The sequence below is a fragment of the Oceanobacillus bengalensis genome (assembly GCF_003628445.1).
Classification (GTDB): Bacteria; Bacillota; Bacilli; order Bacillales; family Amphibacillaceae; genus Oceanobacillus; species Oceanobacillus bengalensis.
Genome location: NZ_RBZO01000006.1, coordinates 109,451 through 134,776 on the forward strand (window position 1 = coordinate 109,451; position 25,326 = coordinate 134,776).

Genomic DNA, 25,326 nt, shown 5'->3' on the forward strand with positions numbered 1-25,326 from the left:
CAACTCAACGAAGTAGTTCCATTTTTATGAAAGAACATTTTAATTAACAGACCAAATCGCATTGTGACTTGGTCTGTTTCATTTCTTTTATATGTAACTTTCTAGAAACGATACTATTGATAAACACCATATAGCCAAATATTGAAACATTTTTCTAAGTAAATCGTATGTAATGGTAATAATAAAGGAAGGGAAGTTAGTGATCATTATTAAAATTATTTTAGCAATTGTTGTTTTATTATTATCTGGTTATGGATTATTCAACCCAAGTATAGATATGACGTCTATTACGTTGTTATTACTAGGAGCATTACTATTAACGATGGGGAGAGAAGAAATAAAAAAAGAGAAGAAAACGGTTGGTTACTTGTTGATTATAGTTGCCTTTTTTAACATATTTGTCTCCGTTCAAGACTTTTTATTGAGTTAACCCGTGCGGAAAGAATATCAACTCCGTGTCCTTTAACAAGTGTCACATCTACTAAACATAGGAATATGACCAAACCCCAAAAACGCTAGGATCCATTCAAATCCAAGCGTTTTTGGGCGCTATTTCGTTTTGATAACGTTACTTCTTTTTACGATTCAACGTCCTCATTATTCACTCGTCTAAAACCTTCCTGCTGTAGGTAATCCGCAGCTGCGTTATAACTAGCGTACGTTCCATCTAGCAGGTCACCAGCATAAATATCCCATGTGTCATATTCATGAATAAGTGTTAAGATTTGTTTCTCACTGTTTATCCACGCTTCTTCAAATACTTTAAATTCAGAAAGAGAAGCAATTGCTTGTGTAATAATCGTTCGAAGTTCCTCTTCTGTGAAATCTCGAATATTTGTCATACCTTTTTGATCGGTTTGATAATCTCCATCAATGTTTTCCGCATAGACAAAGCCGTTTCCATTCGGGTGCAGGTGATACACGACTATCTTCTTGTCAAAGATGCTTTCTTCATAATGGAAATTCACTCTTCCAAGTGATATATCATTTCGTTTTAACTCCGGAAAGGATTCAATAATTGTAAGTTTCTCTTCAAATGTTAGCATGGTACCTCCAAGTTACGTATGTTTAAAAATTCCATTGCCTATTATACCACTAATTTTTTCTAAAATACTATAGAATACCTTTATATGAATTCTGATGGTGTATAATAATGGGAGAATAAAAGCAGTTGAGGTGGAAAATGAATCGTTTAGCAAATAAAAAAATCGTTATAACTGGTGCTTCCTCAGGAATTGGTGAAAAGGTTGCTTTTAAAGTTGCGGAGCTTGGGGCGCGTCCAATATTACTAGCGAGATCAAAAGATAAGTTAAAAGCAATTTCCGATAAAATTAACAAAGATGCAAATATAAATAGTACGTATTATCCACTTGATGTAGGTGATTTTGCTGAAGTAAATGTAGTATTTAAGCGAATAACAGAAGAAATTGGTCAAGTTGATATCCTTCTGAACAATGCTGGATTTGGTATCTTTGATTCTTTTCATGAAGCTAGTTTGGGTGACATAGAGAGGATGTTCCATGTAAATGTTCTCGGAATGATGGCATGTACAAAAGCTGTTCTTCCGTCGATGATCAACGAAAATGGCGGGCATATTATTAATGTTGCCTCTCAAGCTGGGAAGCTCGCAACACCTAAGTCAAGTGGGTATGCTGCAACAAAACATGCAGTTTTAGGCTTCACCAATACCCTGCGATTGGAGCTTTCAGATACAAACATTTTCGTTAGTTCCGTTAACCCTGGCCCGATTGAAACAAGTTTCTTTGACATAGCAGATAAGAGTGGAAACTATGTGAAAAACGTCAAAAGATATTTGTTAAAACCTGATCATGTAGCAGAGCAAATAGTCCGTTTAATGCAAAACCCAAAGAGAGAGCTAAATTTACCACGATGGATGAATACAGGCAGTGTACTCTATAATCTACTCCCAAGCATTTCCGATAAAGTAGTTGGACGTTTTCTCAACAAAAAATAAGCTGGATAGGACCTAAATAACACCTCCCACCCGAGAGACGAACGATTATAGAATACCAAGCTTAGAATGTTAACTTACTGTACCTTAATATTACTCAAGAGTTTATATAAAGTGTTGATTTCTTTAATTCAGTATAGTGAGAAGTACGTCGTTCCGGAAACACACTTCGCTTTCCGCAGGCGGCTGGTGAGCCTTCTTCGTGCTAACGCACTACGTAGTCTCACCTAGACCTATCCTCCCGTAGGAGTCTACGTGTGTTTCCTCCACTAAGCTCCTGCTCTATTTGATTTCAACTAAAAAAATGCTGCTTTCGCGAGGGAAATCTACCCAAAACGTGACTCTGTGTTCGATAGCTTTAATAACATCTAAAGCACTTAACATAGCGTAGGCAGAATGCGTAGACTCCTGCGGGAACAGCACGTGTCCGAAGACCCCGCAGAAAGGGCTTTTCTTCCGAGGAGGGCTGAGGCCGTGCCCTAAGGTCCGCATCCGCCCAGAGCGATCCCGGACGGCGAGAGTTGCTCAAAATTAAGATAATCTGAATTAAGTAATTCTACACTTTACATCAAATCCAAAGTAAGTTAAGTTGTAATGGAAGATTTTAAAGCATCGTTCGGATTTTTATATAATAAATCACTCTTACCCGATCCTCTCTCTAAACAATCAAGTGACAAGGTTTGCCATCTATGCTAAAATAACAACGTATAATAAATAAAATATTGTAAGTTTGTAGGGGGACCAGTGTTGCTGGTTGAGATTGTATCCGTAAGATACAGACTCTTAGAACCTGATCTGGTTAAAACCAGCGTAGGGAACATATACTCATGACTTTGATGCGAATTGTTAATGGTATGCGCCCTAGGATTACCCTAGGGCGTTTTTAATTACATAAAATGATGTATCAATCGGTATGCTTCCCCTATAGAACTACAGTAAAACTACTAAAGAGAGGGAAGAATCAATGAAAAGATTACTATTTTTGAGCCTTGCTCTATTGTTCCTTGCTGCTTGTGGTAATAACGAAGCAAATGAAGAGGCGACTGAAGGAACAGAACAACAAGATTTAGAAGAAATTACACTCGTCCTTGATTGGACACCAAACACGAATCATACTGGCTTGTATGTAGCACGAGATAAAGGATACTTTGAAGAGGAAGGGCTTGATGTTGAAATCATCATGCCTGGTGAAGCTGGTGCAGATCAGCTAGTAGCATCTGGACAAGCCGATTTTGGTGTGAGTTATCAAGAAGGAATTACGATGGCGAGAATTCAGGGAGTTCCAATTGTGTCTATTGCAGCAGTTATCCAACATAATACATCGGCTTTCGCATCTTTAGCCGATAGTAATATTACTGCACCGAAGGACTTTGAAGGAAAGTCATATGGTGGATGGGGATCACCAATTGAAGAAGCAGTGCTAGATTCTATGATGCAGCAAGAAGATGCGAATGTAGATGAAGTAGAGATTGTAAACATTGGTGATACGGACTTTTTCGCTGCAATGGAGCAAGGGATTGATTTTGCTTGGATATACTATGGTTGGACTGGTGTAGAAGCAGAGCTTAGAAATGAGCCAATAAATACCGTTTATTTAACCGACTATAGCGAAAAACTAGATTATTATACACCTGTTTTATCAACAAACGAAAAAATGATAGAAGAAAAACCAGAAACCATCAAGAAGTTTGTAAGTGCTGTAAGTAAGGGTTATCAGCTTGCAATCGATAACCCAGAGGAAGCGGCAGACATTCTAATAGAAGCAGTACCTGATTTAGATGCAGAACTTGTACGTGCAAGTCAAGAATGGTTGGCACCTAAATATCAAGATGATGCACCGCGTTGGGGAGAACAAAAACTTGAAGTATGGGAAAATTATTCGAACTGGTTGTATGAGAATGACCTTTTAGAAGCAGAACTTGATGCAGAAAAAGCATTTACAAATGAATTTTTACCGAATTAGGGGGATGAAGAGATGACAAATGCACTACTAAGTGTACAAATCATACCGAAGACAAAAAATGGGGAAGACACGATTCCTTTTGTGGATGAAGCAATTGCTGTAATTGAGGAATCTGGTGTGAAGTACCAAGTGAATCCACTTGAAACAACGATGGAGGGTGAACTATCTGAGCTTTTTCAGATTGTTGAGAAGATGAATCAAAAAATGACTGAACGAGGCTGTCCAAGTGTTATTTCGCAAGTGAAAGTATTCTATAAGCCTGATGGAGCATCAATGGACCAGCTAACGGAGAAATACCGATAATGCGAAGTTTTTTACAAAAGGGATGGAGACCAATTCTGGTCATCGTCCTTTTATTACTTGGTTGGCAATTATCAACCATCATCCTCCAGATTCCAGAATGGTTATTACCATCACCAACCCAGATAGTTCGTGAGGCAATAACTGGTTGGTCCATTTTTTCAGGACATATCACATCCACCATTCAATTAATTTTTATCGGATTCATCATCGGGTCAAGCATTGGAATTTTTGTCGCTATCGCTTTACATTTGGTTCCCATTTTACGTGAAGCATTTTATCCATTAATTATTATCTCGCAGAACATACCAACAATTGTTCTTGCTCCTTTACTAGTTATTTGGTTTGGGTTTGGAATGCTACCAAAAATTATCGTAATTACACTAGTCTGTTTCTTCCCAATTACTATTGCACTATTAGATGGTTTTAGGCAGTCAGATAGAGATTTAAAGCATTATATGCAAATGGCTGGTGCGACAAATCGGCAAATATTCTGGAAGTTAGAGTGGCCACATGCATTACCTGCATTATTTTCAGGGTTAAAAATTTCTGCTACCTATAGTGTGCTAGGTGCGGTTATTTCCGAATGGCTAGGAGCAAGTGAAGGAATTGGTGTATACATGACCCTTGCATCGTCTTCCTTCCGAACAGACCGTGTTTTTGTAGCTATTTTCATCATTGTGATTTTAAGTTTACTGTTTTTCGGAATCATTCTTTTACTTGAAAAAGGCTTGATTAAATGGAAACCAAAGGAGGAGAGAGAACGTCATGAGTAAACTAGAGGTTAATGCCGTATCGAAATCATTTGGAGATAATGAGGTACTACGTGATGTTTCTTTTTCTATTTCTGACGGCGAATTCGTTTCATTACTTGGTCCATCAGGTAGCGGAAAAAGTACATTATTTCGAATAATCGGGGGTATCGCACAACCTTCGTCAGGTACTGTAAAATTAGATAGTAAAGAAATCACAGGAAAACCCGGGTCGATTAGTTATACACCACAATCGCCTTCCCTCATGCCTTGGCGTACAATTTTAAACAATGTACTCCTTGGACAGGAAATTACGGGGTCACGTGATGAGCATAAGGCACTGGAAATGATTGAACGTGCAGGACTGAAAGGATATGAAAACAGCTATCCACATGAGCTTTCTGGTGGAATGAAGCAACGCGTTAGTTTTATTCGAAGCATGTTAAGTCCTCAAGGCTTAATCTTGTTGGATGAACCTTTTTCAGCACTCGATGAATTTACACGCCTTGATATGCAAAAGTGGTTGCTATCGATATGGGAATTATATCAACGGTCCATACTCTTTGTTACGCATAATATCGAGGAGGCACTTTTCCTTTCAGATCGTATCATTATTTTGTCCGCAAAACCTGCATCCGTTAAAAAGGAGTTTATCATACCATTTAAACGACCAAGGGATGAACGCATCTTATTATCGGAGGAATTTTTACAATGGAAAAAAGTCATTTATGAGGAGATGAGACAACAGGATGTTTCAGTCGATTATTGATGCTCATATCCATTTAGATGCTTATAAGATAGGGGAAAGACAGAGACTCTTGAAGGAAATGAGCGAAAATAATATTGAGACAATGATAACTGTTTCGCAAAATCTCCCATCAGCTGTTATTAATCTTTCCATGGCTCGCAATGAACCTAAAGTGAAGGCTGCATTTGGTTTCCATCCTGAGCAGCCGCTACCAAAAGAAACAGAAATAGAGGCCTTAAAGCTTCTGATGAATCATTACCAAGAGGATATGGTAGCCGTTGGTGAAATTGGCCTACCATATTATTTAAGAAAAGATAATCCAGAAATACAAGTAGAACCGTATATCGAAATATTGGAGTATTTTCTACAAGCAGCAGATGCGATTCACAAGCCCGTAGTACTTCATGCAATTTACGAAGATGCTCCTATTGTTTGCTCATTGCTCGAAAAACATAATATAAAAAAAGCGCATTTTCATTGGTTTAAGGGAGATACAAAGACAGTTAGCCGCATGATACAAAATGGTTACTACATTTCGATTACGCCAGATGTCTTGTATGAAGAAGAAATCCAACAATTAGTGGGAGTGTATCCATTATCACAGATGATGGTTGAAACGGATGGACCATGGCCATTTGAAGGTGTCTTCAAGAACAAGCTGACACATCCGAAAATGATACACCAATCTATTAAGAAAATCGCTGAAATAAAAGGGGAGAAACTAGAGGACGTTTATAAGAAATTATATGTTAATACACGTGATTTTTACGATATGTAAAGAAATAGAGTCACTCTTTCACGTTTTCTTTCATGTAAAATCATTACCTCTATGCGCTTCAATAATTGTATTTTAATTAAGATTATATTATCATTTAAATGTTGAAGTTTGTCGAATATATTTTTATATTTGTTTTAGCGTTTACATAATTGAAGACTCATTAGTGAAGAAGGAAAAGGAGTACTTATAATGAAAATTGGTATTGATAAGATAGGGTTTTATGCACCACATTTATATGTTGATATGAATAAGCTAGCAGTGGCTAGAGATGTTGAACCGGCTAAATTCACGATAGGTATCGGTCAAGAAAAGATGGCTATTGCTCCAATTACACAGGACGCAGTAACATTAGCAGCCAATGCAGCTTTTGGGATTTTGGATGCGTCAGATAAGGAAAAGATTGATTACGTTATTTTCGGAACCGAATCTGGTGTTGATAACTCGAAATCAGCAGCTGTTTATGTACACGGTTTGTTGGGGCTAAATCCCCATGCACGATGTGTCGAAGTAAAACAAGCATGTTACGGCGCAACCGCTGCAATTCAAATGGCTAAAGGTCATATTGCATTAAATCCAGAGAGTAAGGTATTGGTACTTGGTTCAGATATTGCTAGATATGGCCTTCATACTGGTGGGGAATCAACACAGGGTGCTGGTGCAGTAGCGTTATTAATCAGTGCAGATCCGAAAATCATGGTTCTTGAGGATCAAAATTCACTCTACACAGATGATATTATGGATTTCTGGCGTCCAATCTACTCTGACAAAGCATATGTTGATGGTAAATTTTCAAATGAGCAGTATATTCTATTTTTCAATAAAGTTTGGGAAGATTACAAAGAAAAAACAGGATTTGGTTTAAAAGACTTTGAAGCAATTTGTTACCACTTGCCATATACAAAAATGGGACTTAAAGCACTTCGAACGGTTTTAGACCAAGGAACAGAAGAGGACAAGGACCGTTTACTTGCTAACTATGAATTCAGCAAAACCTATAACAAAAACATAGGGAATATTTATACTGGCTCGTTATACTTAAGCTTGCTATCTCTTTTAGATCTAAAAGAAGATTTGGAAGCAGGTTCCCGTATCGGATTATATAGTTATGGATCTGGGGCAGTTGGAGAATTCTTCTCCGGTATATTAGAAGCCAATTATAGAGAGCATCTATATGTAAATCAGCATACAGAATTATTTGAATCAAGAAGAGAGGTTTCTGTTGAAGAATACGAAGTAATTTTCTCTGAAACACTTCCTACTGATGGTACAAACGTAGAGCTAGAGATTGATCATGACCCTGCTGTCATTTGTTTAGCGGGTGTAAATGGACATTCCAGACAATATATCAACAAACTACGATAAGGCTACAGTCACCCGAATATTTTGCCTGCAACACATTGGTAAAATATTCGGGTATTGTGCTACCTAAAACCTATTATTGAAAGTGAGGGAATCACATGAAGAAAATCACCTTAGGCAATAGTAACTTAGAAGTACCTAACATTGCACTCGGTTGCATGAAAATGGGGAACATTAAATTAGAGGAAGCAAAGACTGTTATTGATAATGCACTTGAGCTTGGCATTAATTTCTTTGATCATGCCGATATTTATGCTGGAGGGAAATCAGAAGAAATCTTTGCAAAAGCAATTAATATGAATCCATCAATGCGTGAAAAAATAATCATTCAAACGAAAACGGGTATTAGAGAAGGGTATTATGATTTTTCAAAGGAACATATTGTAGCATCTGTTGATAAGAGTTTACAACGTCTTAATACGGATTATATCGATATCCTACTATTACATAGACCAGATGCGTTGGTTGAACCTGAAGAGGTTGCAGAAGCTTTTAGAGCACTACATAGTAGTGGGAAGGTAAAATACTTTGGGGTAAGTAACCATAACCCATATCAAATTGAACTACTTAAAAAGCATGTTGACCAAGACTTAATTGTTAATCAACTTCAACTTAGTGTGATGCATACTGGAATGATTGATGCAGGGTTACAGGTAAATACAAATCATACGAACGCAATGAATCGAGACGGAAGCGTGTTAGATTATAGCCGTTTGAATGAAATGACGGTTCAAGCATGGTCGCCATTTCGTTATGGGAATTTTGAAGGCTTTTTTATTGATCATGATAAATTCCCTACATTAAATGCAAAACTTCAGGAAATTGGGGATAAATATAATGTAAATAAGTCAGCAGTTGCTATTGCGTGGATTCTGCGCCATCCAGCAAACATTCAGACAGTGGTAGGAACCATGACACCTGAGCGATTAAAGAATATCGCAAAGGCGTCTGAAGTAGTATTAACAAGGAAAGAATGGTATGAAATTTATAGAGCAGCTGGAAATGACCTGCCTTAATATTCGGAGTTGTCCATTTCACATATTAACAAAAGGGGAGTTGCTATCTAGCTCTCCTCTTATTTTCGTTGCATGTAATTTGTCCCCCTCAAGCCATTTATGAAAATCTAGTATAAGTGGCTTACGATCACCACCCAATGCAAACCAAGCTTTCATCTCTTTTGGAAGGTAAGCAGCAGTATGCAATGTACCTGCCCAAGCACCATACTTTTTTGAAAAAATTCCCTTTTCAGTGTCATTCATCATTTGATAAGCATGGTAGGCGTTATTAACCGTGTTTTGTTGCTTTTTTATTCTGCTCAATCTTTCTACTGACTCATCCATCCGATACCGATTTTCTTCTACTAATGTTTCAAAATGATTGGTGCAACTGTTTGATTTGCGTGTTTCTACTCTCCTCGGAGAAGCTTCAACAATCACGGATTCACCACTTTTATCCAGCAAGGCATAATTAAATGAATGTCTGTGGGGCAGTTCTTTCAATAGTGTAACTGCTTCTTCTATATTCTTACAGTTTTCAAGAACAATACGACCAATCATATTACAGATAAAACCATCATCTGACTTTTTACGATGGACAAAATTATAACCTAGCGAGAGCCCCTTCTCATTTAGTCCGTCTGTTCGACCTGTTATTTGCATACTAGGACCAATTGTTGCATAGCCAGTATCCGTTGGCTGATAGAGAACATATCTTCCTTCGTAAGTAGAGGGAGCATTATCATAATTGCGTACCATATAATCTGATTCTGTAAAGATGGAACATCCGCTTCTACCGTATTCCAAATAATACCCACCAAATTCCTTTAATGCTGACTCTGCATCCATTTGAAGGGAGTCAGCTAGTCCTTGAATTTCATCTAGTAAACCAGGAGCAAATGTAAGGAGTGCTTTTGTTGCATCATCTTTATTACTATTAAATTGTCTTCTATTGGAACCCCATTGTTTCTTTCTATTATCTAGAATAGGGGAACTTTTTAATAATTCACCCTGCATGTACCCAAAATCGTAATGATTTCCTCTATATTGAACAATATTGCTAAATACTTTTTTCATTTAGTAAACTCCCCTGAGATGATTCGATTCACTCAAAGTATAATCGATTGTGTGGGGAAATCAAATAGATTTGCTGTTAGCAAAAGCATGTTTTCTAAAAGATTGTTGTTTTTCAGCTATTGTAAATTTAATTCAACATTGTGTAATTCTCGCTTACACTTATTAATGCCATGTATTGCCTTTCGCTGCGGAAGAACAGTTTCTCTATTTGTTTAAAGGTTACGATCCATAAAATCAAGTTTTGGAAAGGTACTTTTTCCTAACCAACAGCATTATTCTAGTTAATAGTGAAGTAGAGCAGACTTCTAGTGGAGGAAAGACACGAAGACTTCTGCGGGAGGAGAGGCCTAGATGAGACAACGCAGTGCGTTAGCACGAAGGAGGATCATCAGCCGCCCTAAGATGCGCGAAGTGTCTTTCCGGAACGGCGTGTTTAAGAAAACTCTGAATTAAAAAAGCAACAAATTATGCGAAAAAAGCCTAGCAAAAAATCCACATACTAAGTTTACTATGCAGCATTCATATCATTGTAATCGTCGTCCTTTTTTGGCTTTTTTATATCCCAATAGTACACTCTTGGTAGTCCCCAATATAGCCAACCTTCATGTATCATTTGCGTTCCAACAAAAAGAATCGTTTGCCAATCGATACCTTTCATCACCACCACTCCTTTCACCTCATTTATATCATTGTTGCAGCCTGTCTTAGAACTATATTTTATTCATAACCTCTCCGTGCGGTTCATTCAGAATTCCCCTTTTAGAATGTGGTATAATATACCCGAACATTTACATCACATAACTTAGCTGGAGGTAAACAATGAAGAACTATTTTTCTAAAAGTAAAATTTTACTACTCATCATTGCAGCTGTTCTTGTCGTAATAACGGCAGGCTGCGGAACAGAAGCAGAAGATGAACAAACAGAAACAGAACCTAATAACACAGGTGAACAAAGTGAGCAAACAACAGAAAGTAAAGATCTATCAAATGAAGAAAACCCAATCGTCACCATCACAATGGAAAATGATAAAGAAATCATAGTGGAATTGTATCCAGAAATTGCGCCAAATACGGTTGCTAATTTTATATCTTTAATAGAGGATGGCTTTTATGATGGGCTCATTTTTCACCGAGTAATACCTGACTTCATGATTCAAGGTGGAGACCCGAATGGAAATGGTACAGGTGGACCTGGTTACGGGATAAAAGGGGAATTTGATTCCAATGGATTTGAAAATAGCTTGGAACATTCGCGCGGTGTAATCTCGATGGCACGAGCAATGGATCCAGACTCTGCAGGCTCACAATTTTTTATTATTCACAAGGATTCAGCCCATCTTGACGGAGAATATGCAGCATTTGGACAAGTTATAGAGGGAATGGATGTTGTCGATGAAATAGTTGCGGTTGAACGAGATGGTGCAGATAAGCCACTTGAAGAACAGAAAATGAAGTCAGTCGCAGTTGATACGAAAGGTGTCGAATATCCTGCACCTGAAGTGAAGTAGGCAAAGAATAAGTCGACTTTAGTGAGAAGTATATAATATATAGTGGGGGTTAATACCGATGAATAAATTACCAGACTGTCCTAAATGCAACTCAGAATATACGTACGAAGATGGAACACTATTTATTTGTCCAGAGTGTGGCAATGAATGGTCGTCTGAAAGTAATGGTGAGAACGATACCGTGTTCCGAGACATTAATGGCAACATTCTTGAGAATGGAGATAGTGTTACAGTGACAAAAGATTTGAAGGTAAAGGGAAGCTCTTCTGCGATAAAAAAAGGAACGAAAGTAAAAAATATTCGACTCCTAGAGGAACCTGTTAATGATCATGATATTGAAGCTAAAGTTCCTGGTATTGGAAGCCTTTATTTAAAAACGAATCTTGTTAAAAAATTATAAACAAAAAATGAGCAAAGTACATGATGTACCTTGCTCATTTTATTAATATACTTTATCACCGTTAAAGATTGAATTCTTAACAACGACATAATCCACATTACGAATTGCCTGTAGTTCTTTTCCTCCAGCATAAGAGATTGATGATTGAAGATCTTGTTCCATTTCATCCAATGTATCTTGTAAGGCGCCTTTATATTCCACATACATCTTTTTACCTTCTACATTTTTCTTTTCGCCTTTTTGGAACTCTGATGCAGAACCAAAGTATTCTTTAAAACGTTTCCCATCTTTCTCAACTGTTTCTCCTGGCGATTCCTCATGGCCCGCAAATAATGAACCAATCATCACCATTGTGGCACCAAAACGGATTGATTTCGCAATATCACCGTGCGTGCGTATACCACCATCAGCAATAATTGGCTTACTTGCTGCTCGCGCGCACCAGCGTAATGCAGCTAATTGCCAGCCACCAGTTCCAAAACCAGTTTTAATCTTTGTAATACATACTTTACCAGGTCCAATACCAACTTTAGTCGCATCGGCACCTGCATTTTCTAGTTCTCTTACAGCTTCTGGTGTCCCCACATTTCCAGCGATTACAAAGCTTTCTGGTAGGTATTTCTTAATATGTTGAATCATATGGATAACCGCATTAGAATGACCGTGTGCGATATCAATTGTAATATATTCTGGTACTAAATTTTCATCTGCCAGTTGTTTAATAAAATCATACTCATCATCTTTTACTCCGACACTTATGGAAGAGAAAAGATTGCGCTCATTCATATCTTTAATAAAAGCAATTCTTCTTTCAGGATTAAAACGATGCATGATATAGAAATAGCCATTTTCAGCTAAAGTAAGTGCTATTCTTTCATCAATAATTGTTTGCATATTTGCAGGTACTACTGGTAATTTAAATGTCCGACCACCTAAGGTCACTGTTGTATCACATTCAGAACGACTATTAACAATGCATTTTGCAGGAATTAGTTGAATATCTTCGTAATCAAATACGTTTTCCATTATTTACACCCCTAAATACGAATAATATAATTCATGTCACACATAAACGTCCGACATTAGCTAGATTACATTATTATCGGACAGATGTCAAAGTTTATGTTAATATTTTAAAACGAAGTATAAATTAGAAAGTTCGAACGTTCAGTAATGTATTTAACTGTTCGTAAAGGTAGGATAGAGTTTGAAAGGGGAGAAGATGAATGAAGCACGCATTAGTGATTGGCGGTACCGGTATGCTATCAAACGTATCACTTTGGTTATTAGATACTGACTATCATGTATCTATCATCGCTAGGAATGCTGAACGAATGACACAATTGATAGAAAGGGCAAACTTGAAAGATCGTATAACACCATTACTAGTTGATTATACAAACGAGGAAGCACTTAAAGAAAAAGTACATGCAACATTAAAGCAAAATGGAGATATTGAAATGGTAGTAGCATGGATTCATTCAATAGGGGAAAATGCCCTTCAAATAATAGCGAACGAGGTATCTAAAACGAACAGTAGTTGGGAATTATTTCACGTATTAGGTAGTAATTCAGATTTAGATGAACTCAAAAGAAAAGCTCCAGTACCAGTAGGGTATTATCAAGTCCAATTAGGTTTTGTGAATGAGGGTTCTCGTTCGAGGTGGTTAACAAATAAGGAAATTTCAGATGGCGTCATTAAGGCGATGAAGTTGAGAAAGAATGTGACAACGATTGGTCAAGTAAAGCCGCGGGAAAATCGTCCGTAAATGATATAGAGAAAAATTTTACAAAGTCACTATGCTTCGTGCAATAGAAGCGGGGGGATTTCATTTGAGATTTGACTATTGTATTTTCACTTCAATACCTGATGTTGATGTTTTAAACGGTATTTTAGAACTACATAAAGATATATTCGGTACTTCTGATGATTTAATAAATAAAATGTCAAGTAAACCTCAATTATTAATTATTACTGCTATGGAGGGTAAAAAAGTTATTGGTTTTAAGATTGGATATGAAATTGACCATAGCTCATTTTACAGTTGGTTAGGCGGAGTGGATACGTATTACAGAAATCAGGCTATTGCTACGATGTTGATGGAAAAGCAACATCAATACTTAAAAGAAAAAGGTTATAAAATTGTTCAAACAAAAACAATGAATAAATGGCGTAATATGTTAATTTTAAACATAAAAAATGGATTTGATGTAGTGGATACTTATACCGATGAAAAAGGATTACATAAGATTTTACTCCAGAAAAATTTACTCGACTAATAAGCGCTTTTATACAGAATAGTAGAAAGGCTACTATACTGAAGAAGGATACTATGTTTAAGGAGAAACATTACAATGATGAAAGAAAATGAAATCATTTCTATTATTAAAAAGGATAAGTGGATGATGGAAATATTGCAAACTGCTAAAACATTACATTTGCCAGATTGGTGGATATGTGCTGGATTTGTTCGTTCCAAGATATGGGATACAGTACATAAATTCAATGAAAGAACACTTATTCCCGACATCGATGTCATTTACTATTGGCCTAACAATATCGATAAATTAGAAGAAAAGAAATATGAAAAGATACTTCATTCTATCAATCCAACTATTCCTTGGTCAGTAAAAAATGAAGCAAGAATGCACATGAATAGTAGTATGCCACCATATACTTCATCCATTGATGCTATTTCCAAGTTTCCGGAAACAGCAACTGCTTTAGGTGTGAAGTTAGATGAATATAACAATGTCATATTGACAGCTCCGTGCGGTATTCATGATGTCGTAAATTTAGAGGTAAAGCCAACTCCTTTTTTCACCGAGAATAAAGAACGTATGCAGATTTATGAAGAAAGAATAAGAAGAAAGAATTGGAAATCCACCTGGAAAGAATTAAAAATCACCCAAAACCATAACGTTTATTAAATATACGGAAATCGAAGTATCGGTAGCGGTGCGTTTAATATAATTTTGTGGAATAAGGCTTAGAGTTTTCTCTCTAAGCCTTATTATTTACACTAACTTCCGAAAAGGATGAAAATATAACCGAACAAAAAGAATAAAGATAATCAATGCAGAGATACCAAAAAGAATTGGAATTGGTAACCATTCTGCCCATAGTCCGACCTGACCTTCTGATTCAAAAAAAGTTAAGGATTTAGTAACCATGTCCCCAAGCATATCAAACAAAACAATAATGAACAGCATCTAGTTTCGTCGGATTGTACAGCCAACCTATCGACAATTATAGAGAATTTAAAGCTATACACACACGACTTTAATAATTTAGTGTATAAGCGTGCGTAAATCGCCATTATCAAACTCTAAAGATAAAAATGTGATAAAATGATAGAAGGCGGTAGAAGGAATGACAAATTTGACTAATTATCTCGTCATTCTTATGCGTTAAATTAAGTTGTAATGCAGCCGTTAAAAGTGTAAATAGTTAGAATAAGGAACTAAAAACTTCACTAAATAAGATGTTGCAGAGACGCGTTCAAACGAATTTACATGAACAACGATACTGATGATTGTTTGTAATTCGCTCTGAGAGCTTACCGTTCCCCTCTAACAGACCCCGAAAACCCTTTATAAATAAAGGGTTAAACGGTATTTATTCACGCAAAAAACGTAGGTGTTAACATTATATTGGTTATTATTTTTTGGAGGGTGAATCCTTTATAAATCAATATATTCTGAGATTTGAAGACATTACTACATTTTTCCATATGTTAGTATAGTAGGAAAGAGGAGGAAAATGGATTGAAGAACAAAATGATAGAAAGTGTTCATCAGGTTTCGACGCACAGAACGCCCGATCTTATTTCTTTATTGCTAAATGATAAACGTTCCGATAATACTAAAAGAGCTTATCGATATGACATTAATCGATTCTTTACATATATGACAGGCGAAGAAGCTACTTCGGCTAACGTTCAAGAATTCTTATCCTTGCCAAAATCCAAGGCGTTGGAAGCAGTATTAATATATAAAAACTTCTTAATAACAAACGAAAAACAAGCAGAATCAACAATTAATAGAAGAATATCCGCAGTTCGTTCGCTTGTAAGATTAGCTAAAATGTTAGGCTACTGTGACTATGATTTACAGGAAGTAAAATTTGAGCGAATTCAAACCTATCGAGATACTACTGGGATTGGTTTGGAACAATTTAAAAAAATGTTAAAAGTTCCAAATCGGAAAACGTTAAAGGGAAAAAGGGATTTGTCTATTCTATTATTATTGTTCGAAACTGCGTTGCGTAGAGGGGAATTGACAAAGATTAAATTAGAAGACTATCAACAAGAAAGTAAAAATATTTGGGTATTAGGAAAAGGAAGAGGTACACAAAAGGAATCAATTACGATTTCTACTCAAGTTATCGGGGTCATTAATGACTATTTATCTGAAAGAAGAAAAAAGGGAAAATTAACTACTGCAGATCCACTCTTTGCGACAACGGATAGAAGGACATTTGGTTCTGCGATGAGCGGAGAAGCAATAAGAAGAATTGTAAGGGATTGTGCGTATCATGCTGGTATTGAAAAGTCGATGTCTCCACATAAAATTAGACATAGTTCTATTACAATTGCATTGGATAAAACCAATGGAGATGTGCGTTCTGTACAAAAGCTTTCTCGTCATAAGAAAATAGATACCTTATTAATATATGACGATAACAGGAAGAATCAACAAGGGGAGATTACTGAGTTACTTTCTTCTCTGATTTAAGGAATTCTACAGGGCTGCCATAAAGGCTACTCATTTTTAAAAACCACTTAGTATTTATGAAGTAATCGAGTGCGTTACCATAAGTAATGCTTTTCTGTTTGCAAAGGGCAGGTTTGTGTAATGGAAAAATTCATATATTTATACATATTATACTTTTAAGGGGGAGCATTTGTTATGGCAATATCTGATTATTATAAACAACTTCGCAGGAAAGTTGGAACAGACCTAATATTTATGCCAAGTGTCGCTGCAATTATTAGAAACAAAGATAATGAGATATTGTTTCAATATCCTGTGGAAGGCGAATACTGGAGTTTACCAGCAGGAGCAATTGAACCAGGAGAAACACCGGCACAAGCACTTATTCGTGAAGTTTGGGAAGAAACTGGATTGACGGTACAACCAAATAAGTTACTAGGAGTATTTGGTGGTGAAGATTTTCGATTTACATACCCTCACGGTGACCAAGTAGAATACAGTGTATTTGTTTTTGAATGTTCAATAGTTAAGGGGGAACTAACTCCAATTGATGATGAATCTACGGATTTATGTTTTATTAGAGAAGAAAGAAAACCGAAACTTGCCTTACCATATCCAGATTTTATATTTAAATCTCCTCCATCAAATAGCGTTTATTTTCAATGGGAAGCAAGTTGGCTTAATGAAAAAATGTAACAATAATATTTCATTATGCTAACTTATGTGTTGATTAGAGAAGGTTTAACGCTTCTTTTGTCGAATTGTTGTACGAAGGGATTGGAATAAAAAATACACTTAAATAAAAGTATATTGACTTTGGAGGAGAATATTTGTGGAACAAAACATTTTGTCGGAAAAATTTATTAATTTTGCAATAAAGGAATGCAAAGGATCGAGTCAATTGTATGAATATCTTTCTTTAAAGGTTGCTGAAGATAAAGAAATCTTGAAATTAGCATCACATGCAAGGGAAGGTCAACCTGTACCTAATTTATTGTTTGGTGCCGTACATTACCTATTATTAAAGGGCAAGACTCATAATCTTAAAGAGTTTTACCCAAGTATAACTAAGAAGTCAAGAAGTGTAGAAGAATCGTATGCTTACTTTAAAGATTTTTGTGAACTATATACAGACGAAGTAATTCCAATTTTAAAAAATAAATTAGTCCAGACAAATGAAGTAAGACGTTGTTCCTATCTTTTCCCAACTTTTAAATATATTTATGATATTGTGAAGAAACCATTAGCCCTAATTGAGATAGGAACAAGTGCGGGTTTACAGCTCCTATGGGATAAATATGGCTACTCATATGAAACGAATGAAATTTACGGAGATAAGAATTCAGAGGTTCATATATCTTCTCAAATTATAGGTGAAAATCCCCCGTTTTTACACGGGGGCATCCCACCAGTAACTTCAAGGATTGGAATAGACCTTAATATAATTGATTTAACTAACAATGAAGATTATCTTTGGTTGAACGCACTCATTTGGCCTAATCATAATGAAAGAAGAGATTTATTTAAAAAAGCAGCACGTTACATTAGAGCTAATCCTTTAACTCTAATTGAAGGAGACGGGGTTAAGTTACTTCCAGAACTATCTAAAGATATTTCAAGAGAATATTCTATTTGTATATTCCACACACACGTAGCTAACCAGATGCCCTTAGATATGAAAAAGAGATTACTTGAACAAGTAAAAATGATAGGTGCAGACAGAGAAATATTCCACGTTTATAACAACATTCAAGATAGAGACTTACACCTTGATTATTATATTGATGGAAAAGAGTACGCCAATAAAGTTGGAAAGACTGATGGACATGGAAGATGGTTTTCATGGGAGTTATGATTAAGAGTTTGTGAAACCGTGTACTTAAAGTAAAGGACACTTTAAACAATCTAATAGTTTAAGGAGGGCTTTTATGTATGGACTAATTGCTATATTCGATGAAACAACTGAAGAACTGATAAAGAATATTTGGAAGGAATTAAAAGACAACTTTATTTCATCTTATGCCTATGAAGTGGAAGATAGGAAACCCCATATTACATTAGCAAGTTATAACAATATAAACAAAAAAGATTTTATCAAGCAAATGGATGTAACATATCAAAACCAGTCAGTAATTGATATAAAGTTTAATACAATTGGCTCTTTTCTCAGCTCTGGTGCATTGTTCTTCTCTCCAACTACCACAAAGGATTTAATTGAATTTCATTTAAACCATCATAAGGACTTTGAAAGTTTTAATGATAATCCAAATTCATTGTATTTACCTAATAATTGGATACCACATTGTACGATTGCAAATAGGTTATCTCAGGAAAAACTAAATCAAGCATTTGATTACTGTTCAAAAAGACATCGTACAATACGCGGAAAGATAGTGGAAGTTGTATTAATTGATGTATCTGATAAAGACAAAGCACCAATCATTTATTCAAAGGAATTAAAAAAATAACTGTATCAATAATAAGAACTGGTGCTTTAATACAAGAACGATTAAGAACGAAGAAATAGAAGATTATGAAGCTATCATTAGAGAAAGTATGTTATTTTGTATTCATCATTTTCTCCGAAAACAAGTAACTGGAACGATTTCTTACAACGATATTATTCAAATGACAGTTCTTGTAGATTTGAAATCGGGTACAGTGAATGTTGAAGGAAGCGTTGAAGAGCTAAAAGAAATTGCTATGGATGAAGAATTTTACATAAAAACGTTTAAGAGTCAAGCCGAGTTTTTTATTGAAAATAATATATCTAATCCAAAGAAATACTATGATCAGTTTAAATAAGTCCTTGTTCAAGTAATTTGGTGCATTAACGAAAGAAGAGTTTAGGAAATACCTAAAGGCTATTACGCTAAATGGTTAGTTGAAGAAGATGTTCTTTTGATATCAATGGAAGGAGAGATTATTTATCAAGAAAGTAGTTGTTGTTTTCATCCTTCTTTTACTATTATTAGCAGGATGTAGTAGTGTTCAACATAATACAGATTTAGGAAAGTCTATTTATTCGATTGTAAAAGATAAGCATAATAGTGAAATAAGTCTTAAATCACTGACGTCTTTCGATTGGGAAAAGGGATTCTTATTTACACCTTATAGTACCGAAGAAGGAATAGTAGAACAATTAGGTGTTAATTTTAATGACCCGAGTGATATCGCCTGGAGAGACGATATATACTTATTAGTCTTCATGAATGATGAAAAGGTTGTTCAATATGTTGAGGTAGAACGTCAGGGGGCCGATTTCACAATAGGGGAAAAGAGGTATCTAACTCCTTCTGATGATTTAATAATTATTGAAAGGCATTAAAGGAACTTTCTTCGTGGAAGTAGCTGGTGCGTTACTACAATAAGTTGCGACGATTATTTTAGTAACTGACAAGTTAGTGCAATAAAAACAACTAAATTGTTGAACAGTTTTTTAAACGCATAAAGTTACATATAGAATTCTACAAACATACATTCATTGTGTTAATATGTAGAAAAACACAAGGGGGGATACCGTCCGATGAAAACAGTTAATAACGTAAAGTTAGAAAATTTTTCGGATGAATATCTAGAAGTCTTAAAATCTTTTGAACTTCCTGCAGATCAAGCAAAATTCACTGCTTTACCGAGCAAATATTTCGAGGTCACAGAAGGACAATATAGAATTGTCATCGTAAACGAAAATGAGCCTATAGGTTTCTTTTTATTACATTCAACGGAACGTGTAAAAGAGTATTCAGATAACTCAAATGCAATGTTGTTAACTTCATTATCTGTTAATCAGACGAAGCAAGGAAAAGGGTATGCTAAACAGGCTATGTTCTTATTGAGTGATTTTGTTAAATCTGAATTTCCTAACTGTAACGAAATTGTATTGGCTGTTAATTATAAAAATATTCCTGCTCAGAGACTGTACTCAAAAATAGGTTATAGGGATACAGGCAGGAGAAAAATGGGTCCTATTGGTGAACAGTTTATTATGAGCTTATTATTGTAATTTAACTTACTCTTCAATTAACTGGTCGTTCCTTTTGTTAAATAGGCAGAATAGCAAAGGGGAATAAATAGCTATGAGGTGTTTAAAATAAAAAATTAATAATTGGCATTATAATTTTGATTGCACTTTGGTTAATACTTCCGTTTTTCAACATAAACTCATCCTATGTGATACCTAATTTAATAGAATGGGTTACAAAGTTTGTTCTTCCTTGGATAATTTTATATTGGATAATTAGATTGGTAAAAGCTATAGAAAAAATTAAATAATAAAGCTATTATCCATAAGGAAATTTATACGCGTTGGATGGACTAAGAAAGCTGCAGTTATAATCAACATTAGATTAGCTGTACTCGAACCGCAGAAAGCATATGATCATTTAACTGAGTATGCAGAAATACACGATATAAAGATATTTAAATCAAAGGATTATTTAATCCCGAAAAGACTAAATTGAGCCATTTAATTGAATGATTCTTGAAAATTAAAGGAGTGAAATAATGATTTTTTTCTTTTTATTATTGGCTTTAGTCCTGTTTTTAATTATTACTAAAACTAATTTTTTCAAAAAAGTAAACTCAAACAACAAATTCATGACACAATTGGGAATGGCTATATTGGTGGGAACCATAACAATACATACTATTTTTACAAGTGATGGGGAAACGGCTTTTAAATATCTAGTTATAGGAATGGGGATAATGTCATTTATTGCTATTCTAATTGAAATGATAATTCAAAGAGGAAAAAAACATCATGATTGTAGCTAACTGCTTTATTCACTAACTAGCGCAAGAGCAGAATAAGGCAATCGGCAGGTTAATTGACAAAATAGACAGTTATTTCTGTTTGTTTTAAACGTTTTATTTGATATTTAAGCTGGAGGGGATAAATAATGAAAGAATTCGAGCTTAGCTTTAAAAATAAATATGTAAGAATGTTTTTTATCTGGGTGCTTCCTGTGCTCTTACTATCAGCAATACTATTTTTTCCTTTACCAATAGAATACCATTGGATACCTCATATTATTCTTATTACCGCTGTAATTATCTTTTATTGTTGGGTGAAATTTGATAAAAACAAAAATAAAAGGTAACTATTTTATTGCATCAAGCTGCAAAAATTCAATAAACCAATCAGAATGCGAGTTTCTTTTCTTTTATTAATAATTTTAGGGATATTATGTTAACTTCAAATAAAATCCTGTTAAGCTATCTACAGGATTATTTAATAAGGAAGTTAGTATTTAGACTGGTCTCAAGGGGATATTTTATTATGACATTAGTTTTGAGCGATAACAAAAATGTATTTATTCGACCATATGAAGAGGGAGATTTTAATAAAATACAAGATTTAAACAAAGAAGAAGGATGGTCTAATTTAGTAGAAAACCATTTGAATACGAAAGAAGCCTGGAAAAATTCAAATGTATCCTATGTTGCTGAAACAGAGGATCAACAAGTAGTTGGCTATATAAGAGGCTTTACTGATTCTTGTATAGGCCTATTTATTTGCGAATTGCTAACTGATAAAAAGTATAGGGGATTAGGGTTAGGAAGAGAATTAATCCGCTATGTACACAATATTTATCCGAAGACAAGGGTTGAATTACTTGCAAATAGTTCATCTCGTACATTTTATGAAGGACTGGGTTTTCGTGCCTTTTATGGATTCAGAAAAATAAGCCATGAATAATTTTCTCAATTATGCTAACTGGTGTATTACCACAAGAATGGTTGAGAAAGGGGGAGAGGTTATTTGAATTCCAGATTGAAGTCGTTCCTTTCTGGACTTATGGGCGTACTTGTAGGAATTATGGTTGTTAGTATCATACGAAATGGAAAAATAGATTGGGATACTATCGGTTTTCTATTAACAGCAACTTTGTTCGTATTATTTATTAGATTAGGCTTAAATTTATATAAAAAATGATAGGCGTTGCTTTGAGGTTGCAACTTTTTGTTGTGTTTAATTTAAGATGGTTATTACTCTAAAACTATATTCAGTTACACAACAGCTTTGTGTAGCAAGGAGGGCTTATGAAAAAGGTTGTACTTATTGGCTCTGGTGGTGCAGGGAAATCTACACTAGCAAGGAGATTAGGTGAAAAGCTAAAAGTAAATGTTTATCACCTTGATACTTTATTTTGGAAACCGAATTGGGTCGGTGTTCCAAAAGAAGAACAGAGGAAAATTCAAAATGATTTAGTGAAAAAAGAACAATGGATCATTGATGGAAACTATGGTAGTACGATGGACATAAGACTTAATGCAGCAGATACAATAATTTTCCTTGATATTCAAAGGAGAATCTGTCTTTATCGTGCTTTTAAACGAATGTTAAAATATCGAAATAAAACAAGACCAGATATGGGAGCGGGATGCGAAGAAAGAATCGACCTAGGTTTTCTGAAATGGATATGGAATTATCCAAAAACTAAAAGACCTGAAATTTTGAAGAGACTTGAACAATTGCCTAAAGGTAAACAAGTTATTATTTTAAAATCGCCAAAAGACGTTGAACAATTTATAGAAAAGTATAATAAATTTTAATAGAAGCCCTTCTCTTATTTACTATATAGTGCTTTAGTACAAAGAAAAAAAGTGCTTAGAAGCTCCTTAACTTTTCGGGAAATATATTTCTAAGATTCAGTTTCAAATGAATTGGCAATTTCAACTAAAACTTCGGGAGTGACAGTTTCAGCAATTCTTTCATCGATACTTAAAATATATTGCCAGTCATTCTTTGTAAATACTAAGGCATAAAAACCTATTTTATGCTGAGAAAGTGAAATATACCTGGCGGTTGTTTCATCTTTCAATTTATACGTATCTATTACTTGCCTTTCATTAAGCTCGATACCATTTTCAGTAGCCTTTACATCTATTTTATAATGATTTTCGGGATGTTTATCATTTACAAATTGTGCACTAAAAGAAATCATTGACATCACCTTCTGAATCATCAAATTTACCAAAGTGATGAGTAAAAGCTATCGGAGGCACCCTGAGCGGTAACTGTAACTCTTTATTAGAAAAAGTATTCGAATTGAGTTAAAGCTCATCTATGGTTGTATAACCCCATTCTGTGTATATTTCCTCAAAGGATGGTTACTTTTGTCTTCAGAATTAGCGTAGACTATACTGTCACTAATCATAACGATAAAAATAAATAAAACAATTATTCACTTCAATGTTTAACCTCCATAAGCACTATTAGGATTATTTTTTCCAATTAAAACTTACTATTGCCTAAAGTGTAAAGATATAATATTTATGATTGCTGTTGCGTTAAATGGTGCGATTGTTCCCTTAGAACAGTCGCTTTCTGTTAACCAGCAGGATAGTGAAAGGTTATTATTGGGTCGAGTAATTATTTTAGAAAATTGAAACAAATATACTTTATGTTTCGTAAATACGATACGAGGGGGTAATGGTATGAAAAATGTTATACATAAACAAAGCAATTTTTATCGAATAACTCTGGCATTTCTTTTGTTTGGTATTCTATTGTTTGTTGTTGGTTGTTCATCAGACGATGAATTACCTTCCAGTTCCCAAGACGAAAACTTAACTACATTAGAGACTGTTTTAGAAAATACATTTACTGGACCAAACCAAAAGTTAAATGAACTATTGGAAGACCCTAATAATGCAACTATTATTGGAGAGGACAGTGAAACTAAAAGCCCAGAAAGTCCCACTGAACTTGATTTGTTTTTAGAAGAAAGGTATCAATCCCATTTCACTGATGATATGTTCGGTGAATATATCGGAACATATGCGTTGAGTTATCATCCTTCTGAGAATAATTCGATGGAAATTGACAGTATAGATATTCAACAAAATGAAACAGACGAAATTACTTACGATTTTACTACAAAAGTTCAGTACCAGAAAGCAGGAAACGAACCTAACATCTACAATGTAACTGGTCAAGCTAACTTTTCAGAAGAAGGCAAAATAGCTGGATTTGAATTTTTCTCAGATGAAGGTTTATCAGAAGCACTTAGAGAAAGCTAAAAAGTTAGATTTAAAAAGGACAAAGCAAGACCAATCCAAGATATGTAACGAACTGGTACTATAGCGGAAGAGAATGGGGGAGGATTTAAAATTATGAAAAAGAGGTTCATTTTATCATTACTTTTAGTTGTGCTTTTGCTCTCAGCTTGTAACAATGAAGACGAATTATCTGGGAAAACTTTTGAAGTTGCTTATACGCCAGTGCTTCAAGATGATCTCGACAGTCCTAATAGATATGACTCCATTATGACATTAGAATTTTTAGATGGAAATGTAGTCAATAATACCTTTTACGGAGAAGGAACATATGAATTGATTGACGATGTACTTGAACTTCATTTTGAAAATGAAAATGAAAATTTAAAAATAAAATTTACAGTTAAAGAAAGTGATAAAGATTTCAGCGAGTATTCAGCGGAAATTAGGGATGTTGATTTTGAAATGATTGATACAGATAAAATAAGCGACTTTAAAAATCTGACCGTTAGATTAATTAAAGATATGCCAATTGAAATCCTGAAAGAATAGTCCTTATAGGTCAACTTTTAGTTATTATACTAAGTGGCGCGTTACCACAATAAGTGTCGAGGATTTCTTTGGTAACTCGCGTGATATATTTGAAGTAGATGGCGGAATTAAAAAACAAACTGAAAGGGTATTCAGAAAATAAAATCGATATTCTAGTTTCAGGTTCAACTATCTTTGAATCAAAAGATATAAGGTAAGCCCCTC

Annotated in this window: 32 protein-coding genes and 1 riboswitch; of the genes, 27 read left to right on the forward strand and 5 right to left on the reverse strand. The window is 34.9% G+C overall.

Annotated features, from left to right (window positions below; translation table 11 throughout):
- Positions 1-199: 199 nt before the first annotated feature.
- Positions 200-430, forward strand: a complete 231-nt coding sequence (locus D8M05_RS05670; protein ID WP_183072711.1) for a DUF3953 domain-containing protein — start codon at positions 200-202, stop codon at positions 428-430.
- A gap of 148 nt (positions 431-578) precedes the next feature.
- Here D8M05_RS05670 and D8M05_RS05675 read toward each other — a convergent pair whose 3' ends face one another.
- Positions 579-1,046 (reverse strand): hypothetical protein, encoded by a 468-nt coding sequence (locus tag D8M05_RS05675; protein WP_121129514.1) that lies wholly within the window; start codon positions 1,044-1,046, stop codon positions 579-581.
- A 137-nt stretch (positions 1,047-1,183) separates the two neighbouring features.
- Between D8M05_RS05675 and D8M05_RS05680 the strand changes: the two genes are divergently transcribed.
- The 8 genes from D8M05_RS05680 (at position 1,184) to D8M05_RS05715 (ending at position 8,888) form a co-directional block, all read left to right on the forward strand.
- Positions 1,184-1,975, forward strand: coding sequence for an SDR family NAD(P)-dependent oxidoreductase (locus D8M05_RS05680; RefSeq protein WP_121129516.1), 792 nt, complete (start codon positions 1,184-1,186; stop codon positions 1,973-1,975).
- Positions 1,976-2,696: 721 nt separating this feature from the next.
- Positions 2,697-2,806: riboswitch (TPP riboswitch) on the forward strand.
- A 130-nt stretch (positions 2,807-2,936) separates the two neighbouring features.
- On the forward strand, positions 2,937-3,935 hold the full coding sequence (locus D8M05_RS05685) for an ABC transporter substrate-binding protein (RefSeq protein ID WP_121129518.1): 999 nt from the start codon (positions 2,937-2,939) through the stop codon (positions 3,933-3,935).
- Between the two features lie 12 nt (positions 3,936-3,947).
- Entirely contained in the window at positions 3,948-4,238 is a 291-nt protein-coding gene (locus D8M05_RS05690) for a thiamine-binding protein (protein ID WP_121129520.1), read from the forward strand.
- Positions 4,238-5,011 (forward strand): ABC transporter permease, encoded by a 774-nt coding sequence (locus tag D8M05_RS05695; protein WP_121129522.1) that lies wholly within the window; start codon positions 4,238-4,240, stop codon positions 5,009-5,011. Before D8M05_RS05690 ends, D8M05_RS05695 begins: the two co-directional genes overlap by 1 nt.
- The gene (locus tag D8M05_RS05700) at positions 5,004-5,756 is read left to right on the forward strand and encodes an ABC transporter ATP-binding protein (protein WP_121129524.1); all 753 of its coding nucleotides are present in this window, start codon (positions 5,004-5,006) and stop codon (positions 5,754-5,756) included. Before D8M05_RS05695 ends, D8M05_RS05700 begins: the two co-directional genes overlap by 8 nt.
- Positions 5,737-6,513 carry a TatD family hydrolase gene (locus D8M05_RS05705; protein ID WP_121129526.1) on the forward strand — a complete coding sequence of 259 codons (777 nt, stop codon included), beginning with the start codon at positions 5,737-5,739 and terminating at the stop codon, positions 6,511-6,513. Before D8M05_RS05700 ends, D8M05_RS05705 begins: the two co-directional genes overlap by 20 nt.
- 189 nt (positions 6,514-6,702) lie before the next feature.
- The gene (locus D8M05_RS05710) at positions 6,703-7,875 is read left to right on the forward strand and encodes a hydroxymethylglutaryl-CoA synthase (protein WP_121129528.1); all 1,173 of its coding nucleotides are present in this window, start codon (positions 6,703-6,705) and stop codon (positions 7,873-7,875) included.
- A 95-nt stretch (positions 7,876-7,970) separates the two neighbouring features.
- Complete coding sequence (locus D8M05_RS05715; protein ID WP_121129530.1) at positions 7,971-8,888, forward strand: aldo/keto reductase; 918 nt, start codon at positions 7,971-7,973, stop codon at positions 8,886-8,888.
- An 18-nt stretch (positions 8,889-8,906) separates the two neighbouring features.
- On the opposite strand, the gene D8M05_RS05720 is transcribed toward D8M05_RS05715, so the two are convergent.
- Complete coding sequence (locus D8M05_RS05720; protein ID WP_121129532.1) at positions 8,907-9,944, reverse strand: C45 family autoproteolytic acyltransferase/hydrolase; 1,038 nt, start codon at positions 9,942-9,944, stop codon at positions 8,907-8,909.
- A gap of 508 nt (positions 9,945-10,452) precedes the next feature.
- Positions 10,453-10,602 carry a hypothetical protein gene (locus D8M05_RS20115; RefSeq protein WP_183072712.1) on the reverse strand — a complete coding sequence of 50 codons (150 nt, stop codon included), beginning with the start codon at positions 10,600-10,602 and terminating at the stop codon, positions 10,453-10,455.
- Between the two features lie 161 nt (positions 10,603-10,763).
- Between D8M05_RS20115 and D8M05_RS05725 the strand changes: the two genes are divergently transcribed.
- Together D8M05_RS05725 and D8M05_RS05730 are read left to right on the forward strand one after the other, a co-directional pair.
- Positions 10,764-11,453 (forward strand): peptidylprolyl isomerase, encoded by a 690-nt coding sequence (locus tag D8M05_RS05725; protein ID WP_121129534.1) that lies wholly within the window; start codon positions 10,764-10,766, stop codon positions 11,451-11,453.
- A 58-nt stretch (positions 11,454-11,511) separates the two neighbouring features.
- Positions 11,512-11,853, forward strand: coding sequence for a zinc ribbon domain-containing protein YjdM (locus D8M05_RS05730; protein ID WP_121129536.1), 342 nt, complete (start codon positions 11,512-11,514; stop codon positions 11,851-11,853).
- Positions 11,854-11,895: 42 nt separating this feature from the next.
- On the opposite strand, the gene guaC is transcribed toward D8M05_RS05730, so the two are convergent.
- A complete protein-coding gene (guaC, locus tag D8M05_RS05735) occupies positions 11,896-12,879 on the reverse strand; it encodes a GMP reductase (RefSeq protein ID WP_121129538.1) in 984 nt (327 codons plus the stop codon).
- 200 nt (positions 12,880-13,079) lie between these two features.
- Here guaC and D8M05_RS05740 point away from each other — a divergent pair, with 200 nt between their 5' ends.
- From D8M05_RS05740 to D8M05_RS05810, 14 genes are all read left to right on the forward strand, one after another.
- On the forward strand, positions 13,080-13,622 hold the full coding sequence (locus D8M05_RS05740; RefSeq protein ID WP_121129540.1) for a short-chain dehydrogenase: 543 nt from the start codon (positions 13,080-13,082) through the stop codon (positions 13,620-13,622).
- Between the two features lie 64 nt (positions 13,623-13,686).
- Positions 13,687-14,133, forward strand: coding sequence for a GNAT family N-acetyltransferase (locus D8M05_RS05745; RefSeq protein ID WP_245985213.1), 447 nt, complete (start codon positions 13,687-13,689; stop codon positions 14,131-14,133).
- A 75-nt stretch (positions 14,134-14,208) separates the two neighbouring features.
- Positions 14,209-14,784: a nucleotidyltransferase family protein gene (locus D8M05_RS05750; protein ID WP_121129544.1), complete on the forward strand. Its 576-nt coding sequence runs from the start codon at positions 14,209-14,211 to the stop codon at positions 14,782-14,784.
- A gap of 837 nt (positions 14,785-15,621) precedes the next feature.
- The gene (locus D8M05_RS05760; protein WP_220667575.1) at positions 15,622-16,590 is read left to right on the forward strand and encodes a tyrosine-type recombinase/integrase; all 969 of its coding nucleotides are present in this window, start codon (positions 15,622-15,624) and stop codon (positions 16,588-16,590) included.
- Between the two features lie 174 nt (positions 16,591-16,764).
- Positions 16,765-17,265 (forward strand): NUDIX hydrolase, encoded by a 501-nt coding sequence (locus D8M05_RS05765; protein WP_121129548.1) that lies wholly within the window; start codon positions 16,765-16,767, stop codon positions 17,263-17,265.
- 136 nt (positions 17,266-17,401) lie between these two features.
- The gene (locus D8M05_RS05770) at positions 17,402-18,424 is read left to right on the forward strand and encodes a DUF2332 domain-containing protein (protein ID WP_121129550.1); all 1,023 of its coding nucleotides are present in this window, start codon (positions 17,402-17,404) and stop codon (positions 18,422-18,424) included.
- Positions 18,425-18,497: 73 nt separating this feature from the next.
- Positions 18,498-19,037, forward strand: coding sequence for a 2'-5' RNA ligase family protein (locus D8M05_RS05775; RefSeq protein ID WP_121129552.1), 540 nt, complete (start codon positions 18,498-18,500; stop codon positions 19,035-19,037).
- Between the two features lie 88 nt (positions 19,038-19,125).
- Positions 19,126-19,374 (forward strand): hypothetical protein, encoded by a 249-nt coding sequence (locus D8M05_RS05780; RefSeq protein WP_121129554.1) that lies wholly within the window; start codon positions 19,126-19,128, stop codon positions 19,372-19,374.
- 721 nt (positions 19,375-20,095) lie between these two features.
- Entirely contained in the window at positions 20,096-20,572 is a 477-nt protein-coding gene (locus tag D8M05_RS05790; RefSeq protein ID WP_121129557.1) for a GNAT family N-acetyltransferase, read from the forward strand.
- A gap of 500 nt (positions 20,573-21,072) precedes the next feature.
- Positions 21,073-21,342, forward strand: coding sequence for a hypothetical protein (locus tag D8M05_RS20120; RefSeq protein WP_121129559.1), 270 nt, complete (start codon positions 21,073-21,075; stop codon positions 21,340-21,342).
- Positions 21,343-21,467: 125 nt separating this feature from the next.
- On the forward strand, positions 21,468-21,668 hold the full coding sequence (locus D8M05_RS05800; protein ID WP_121129561.1) for a hypothetical protein: 201 nt from the start codon (positions 21,468-21,470) through the stop codon (positions 21,666-21,668).
- 179 nt (positions 21,669-21,847) lie between these two features.
- The gene (locus D8M05_RS05805) at positions 21,848-22,267 is read left to right on the forward strand and encodes a GNAT family N-acetyltransferase (protein WP_121129563.1); all 420 of its coding nucleotides are present in this window, start codon (positions 21,848-21,850) and stop codon (positions 22,265-22,267) included.
- A gap of 63 nt (positions 22,268-22,330) precedes the next feature.
- Positions 22,331-22,504: a hypothetical protein gene (locus D8M05_RS20125; RefSeq protein ID WP_183072713.1), complete on the forward strand. Its 174-nt coding sequence runs from the start codon at positions 22,331-22,333 to the stop codon at positions 22,502-22,504.
- Between the two features lie 107 nt (positions 22,505-22,611).
- Entirely contained in the window at positions 22,612-23,124 is a 513-nt protein-coding gene (locus tag D8M05_RS05810) for a DNA topology modulation protein (RefSeq protein ID WP_121129565.1), read from the forward strand.
- Positions 23,125-23,213: 89 nt separating this feature from the next.
- Here the strand turns inward: D8M05_RS05810 and D8M05_RS05815 are convergent, their stop codons facing one another.
- Positions 23,214-23,516 carry a hypothetical protein gene (locus tag D8M05_RS05815; protein WP_121129567.1) on the reverse strand — a complete coding sequence of 101 codons (303 nt, stop codon included), beginning with the start codon at positions 23,514-23,516 and terminating at the stop codon, positions 23,214-23,216.
- Between the two features lie 493 nt (positions 23,517-24,009).
- Here D8M05_RS05815 and D8M05_RS05820 point away from each other — a divergent pair, with 493 nt between their 5' ends.
- Both D8M05_RS05820 and D8M05_RS05825 read left to right on the forward strand, forming a co-directional pair.
- Complete coding sequence (locus tag D8M05_RS05820; RefSeq protein ID WP_121129569.1) at positions 24,010-24,594, forward strand: hypothetical protein; 585 nt, start codon at positions 24,010-24,012, stop codon at positions 24,592-24,594.
- A 93-nt stretch (positions 24,595-24,687) separates the two neighbouring features.
- Positions 24,688-25,122, forward strand: a complete 435-nt coding sequence (locus tag D8M05_RS05825) for a hypothetical protein (protein ID WP_121129571.1) — start codon at positions 24,688-24,690, stop codon at positions 25,120-25,122.
- The last annotated feature ends 204 nt before the right edge of the window (positions 25,123-25,326 follow it).

Bases quoted from the DNA above. Each gene is read 5' to 3' on its own strand.
- D8M05_RS05675 (WP_121129514.1), bottom strand. From the start codon at position 1,046: ATGCTAACATTTGAAGAGAAACTTACAATTATTGAATCCTTTCCGGAG.
- D8M05_RS05680 (WP_121129516.1), top strand. From the start codon at position 1,184: ATGAATCGTTTAGCAAATAAAAAAATCGTTATAACTGGTGCTTCCTCA.
- D8M05_RS05685 (WP_121129518.1), top strand. From the start codon at position 2,937: ATGAAAAGATTACTATTTTTGAGCCTTGCTCTATTGTTCCTTGCTGCT.
- D8M05_RS05690 (WP_121129520.1), top strand. From the start codon at position 3,948: ATGACAAATGCACTACTAAGTGTACAAATCATACCGAAGACAAAAAAT.
- D8M05_RS05695 (WP_121129522.1), top strand. From the start codon at position 4,238: ATGCGAAGTTTTTTACAAAAGGGATGGAGACCAATTCTGGTCATCGTC.
- D8M05_RS05700 (WP_121129524.1), top strand. From the start codon at position 5,004: ATGAGTAAACTAGAGGTTAATGCCGTATCGAAATCATTTGGAGATAAT.
- D8M05_RS05705 (WP_121129526.1), top strand. From the start codon at position 5,737: ATGTTTCAGTCGATTATTGATGCTCATATCCATTTAGATGCTTATAAG.
- D8M05_RS05710 (WP_121129528.1), top strand. From the start codon at position 6,703: ATGAAAATTGGTATTGATAAGATAGGGTTTTATGCACCACATTTATAT.
- D8M05_RS05715 (WP_121129530.1), top strand. From the start codon at position 7,971: ATGAAGAAAATCACCTTAGGCAATAGTAACTTAGAAGTACCTAACATT.
- D8M05_RS05720 (WP_121129532.1), bottom strand. From the start codon at position 9,944: ATGAAAAAAGTATTTAGCAATATTGTTCAATATAGAGGAAATCATTAC.
- D8M05_RS20115 (WP_183072712.1), bottom strand. From the start codon at position 10,602: ATGAAAGGTATCGATTGGCAAACGATTCTTTTTGTTGGAACGCAAATG.
- D8M05_RS05725 (WP_121129534.1), top strand. From the start codon at position 10,764: ATGAAGAACTATTTTTCTAAAAGTAAAATTTTACTACTCATCATTGCA.
- D8M05_RS05730 (WP_121129536.1), top strand. From the start codon at position 11,512: ATGAATAAATTACCAGACTGTCCTAAATGCAACTCAGAATATACGTAC.
- guaC (WP_121129538.1), bottom strand. From the start codon at position 12,879: ATGGAAAACGTATTTGATTACGAAGATATTCAACTAATTCCTGCAAAA.
- D8M05_RS05740 (WP_121129540.1), top strand. From the start codon at position 13,080: ATGAAGCACGCATTAGTGATTGGCGGTACCGGTATGCTATCAAACGTA.
- D8M05_RS05750 (WP_121129544.1), top strand. From the start codon at position 14,209: ATGATGAAAGAAAATGAAATCATTTCTATTATTAAAAAGGATAAGTGG.
- D8M05_RS05765 (WP_121129548.1), top strand. From the start codon at position 16,765: ATGGCAATATCTGATTATTATAAACAACTTCGCAGGAAAGTTGGAACA.
- D8M05_RS05775 (WP_121129552.1), top strand. From the start codon at position 18,498: ATGTATGGACTAATTGCTATATTCGATGAAACAACTGAAGAACTGATA.
- D8M05_RS05780 (WP_121129554.1), top strand. From the start codon at position 19,126: ATGTTATTTTGTATTCATCATTTTCTCCGAAAACAAGTAACTGGAACG.
- D8M05_RS05790 (WP_121129557.1), top strand. From the start codon at position 20,096: ATGAAAACAGTTAATAACGTAAAGTTAGAAAATTTTTCGGATGAATAT.
- D8M05_RS20120 (WP_121129559.1), top strand. From the start codon at position 21,073: ATGATTTTTTTCTTTTTATTATTGGCTTTAGTCCTGTTTTTAATTATT.
- D8M05_RS05800 (WP_121129561.1), top strand. From the start codon at position 21,468: ATGAAAGAATTCGAGCTTAGCTTTAAAAATAAATATGTAAGAATGTTT.
- D8M05_RS05805 (WP_121129563.1), top strand. From the start codon at position 21,848: ATGACATTAGTTTTGAGCGATAACAAAAATGTATTTATTCGACCATAT.
- D8M05_RS05810 (WP_121129565.1), top strand. From the start codon at position 22,612: ATGAAAAAGGTTGTACTTATTGGCTCTGGTGGTGCAGGGAAATCTACA.
- D8M05_RS05815 (WP_121129567.1), bottom strand. From the start codon at position 23,516: ATGATTTCTTTTAGTGCACAATTTGTAAATGATAAACATCCCGAAAAT.
- D8M05_RS05820 (WP_121129569.1), top strand. From the start codon at position 24,010: ATGAAAAATGTTATACATAAACAAAGCAATTTTTATCGAATAACTCTG.
- D8M05_RS05825 (WP_121129571.1), top strand. From the start codon at position 24,688: ATGAAAAAGAGGTTCATTTTATCATTACTTTTAGTTGTGCTTTTGCTC.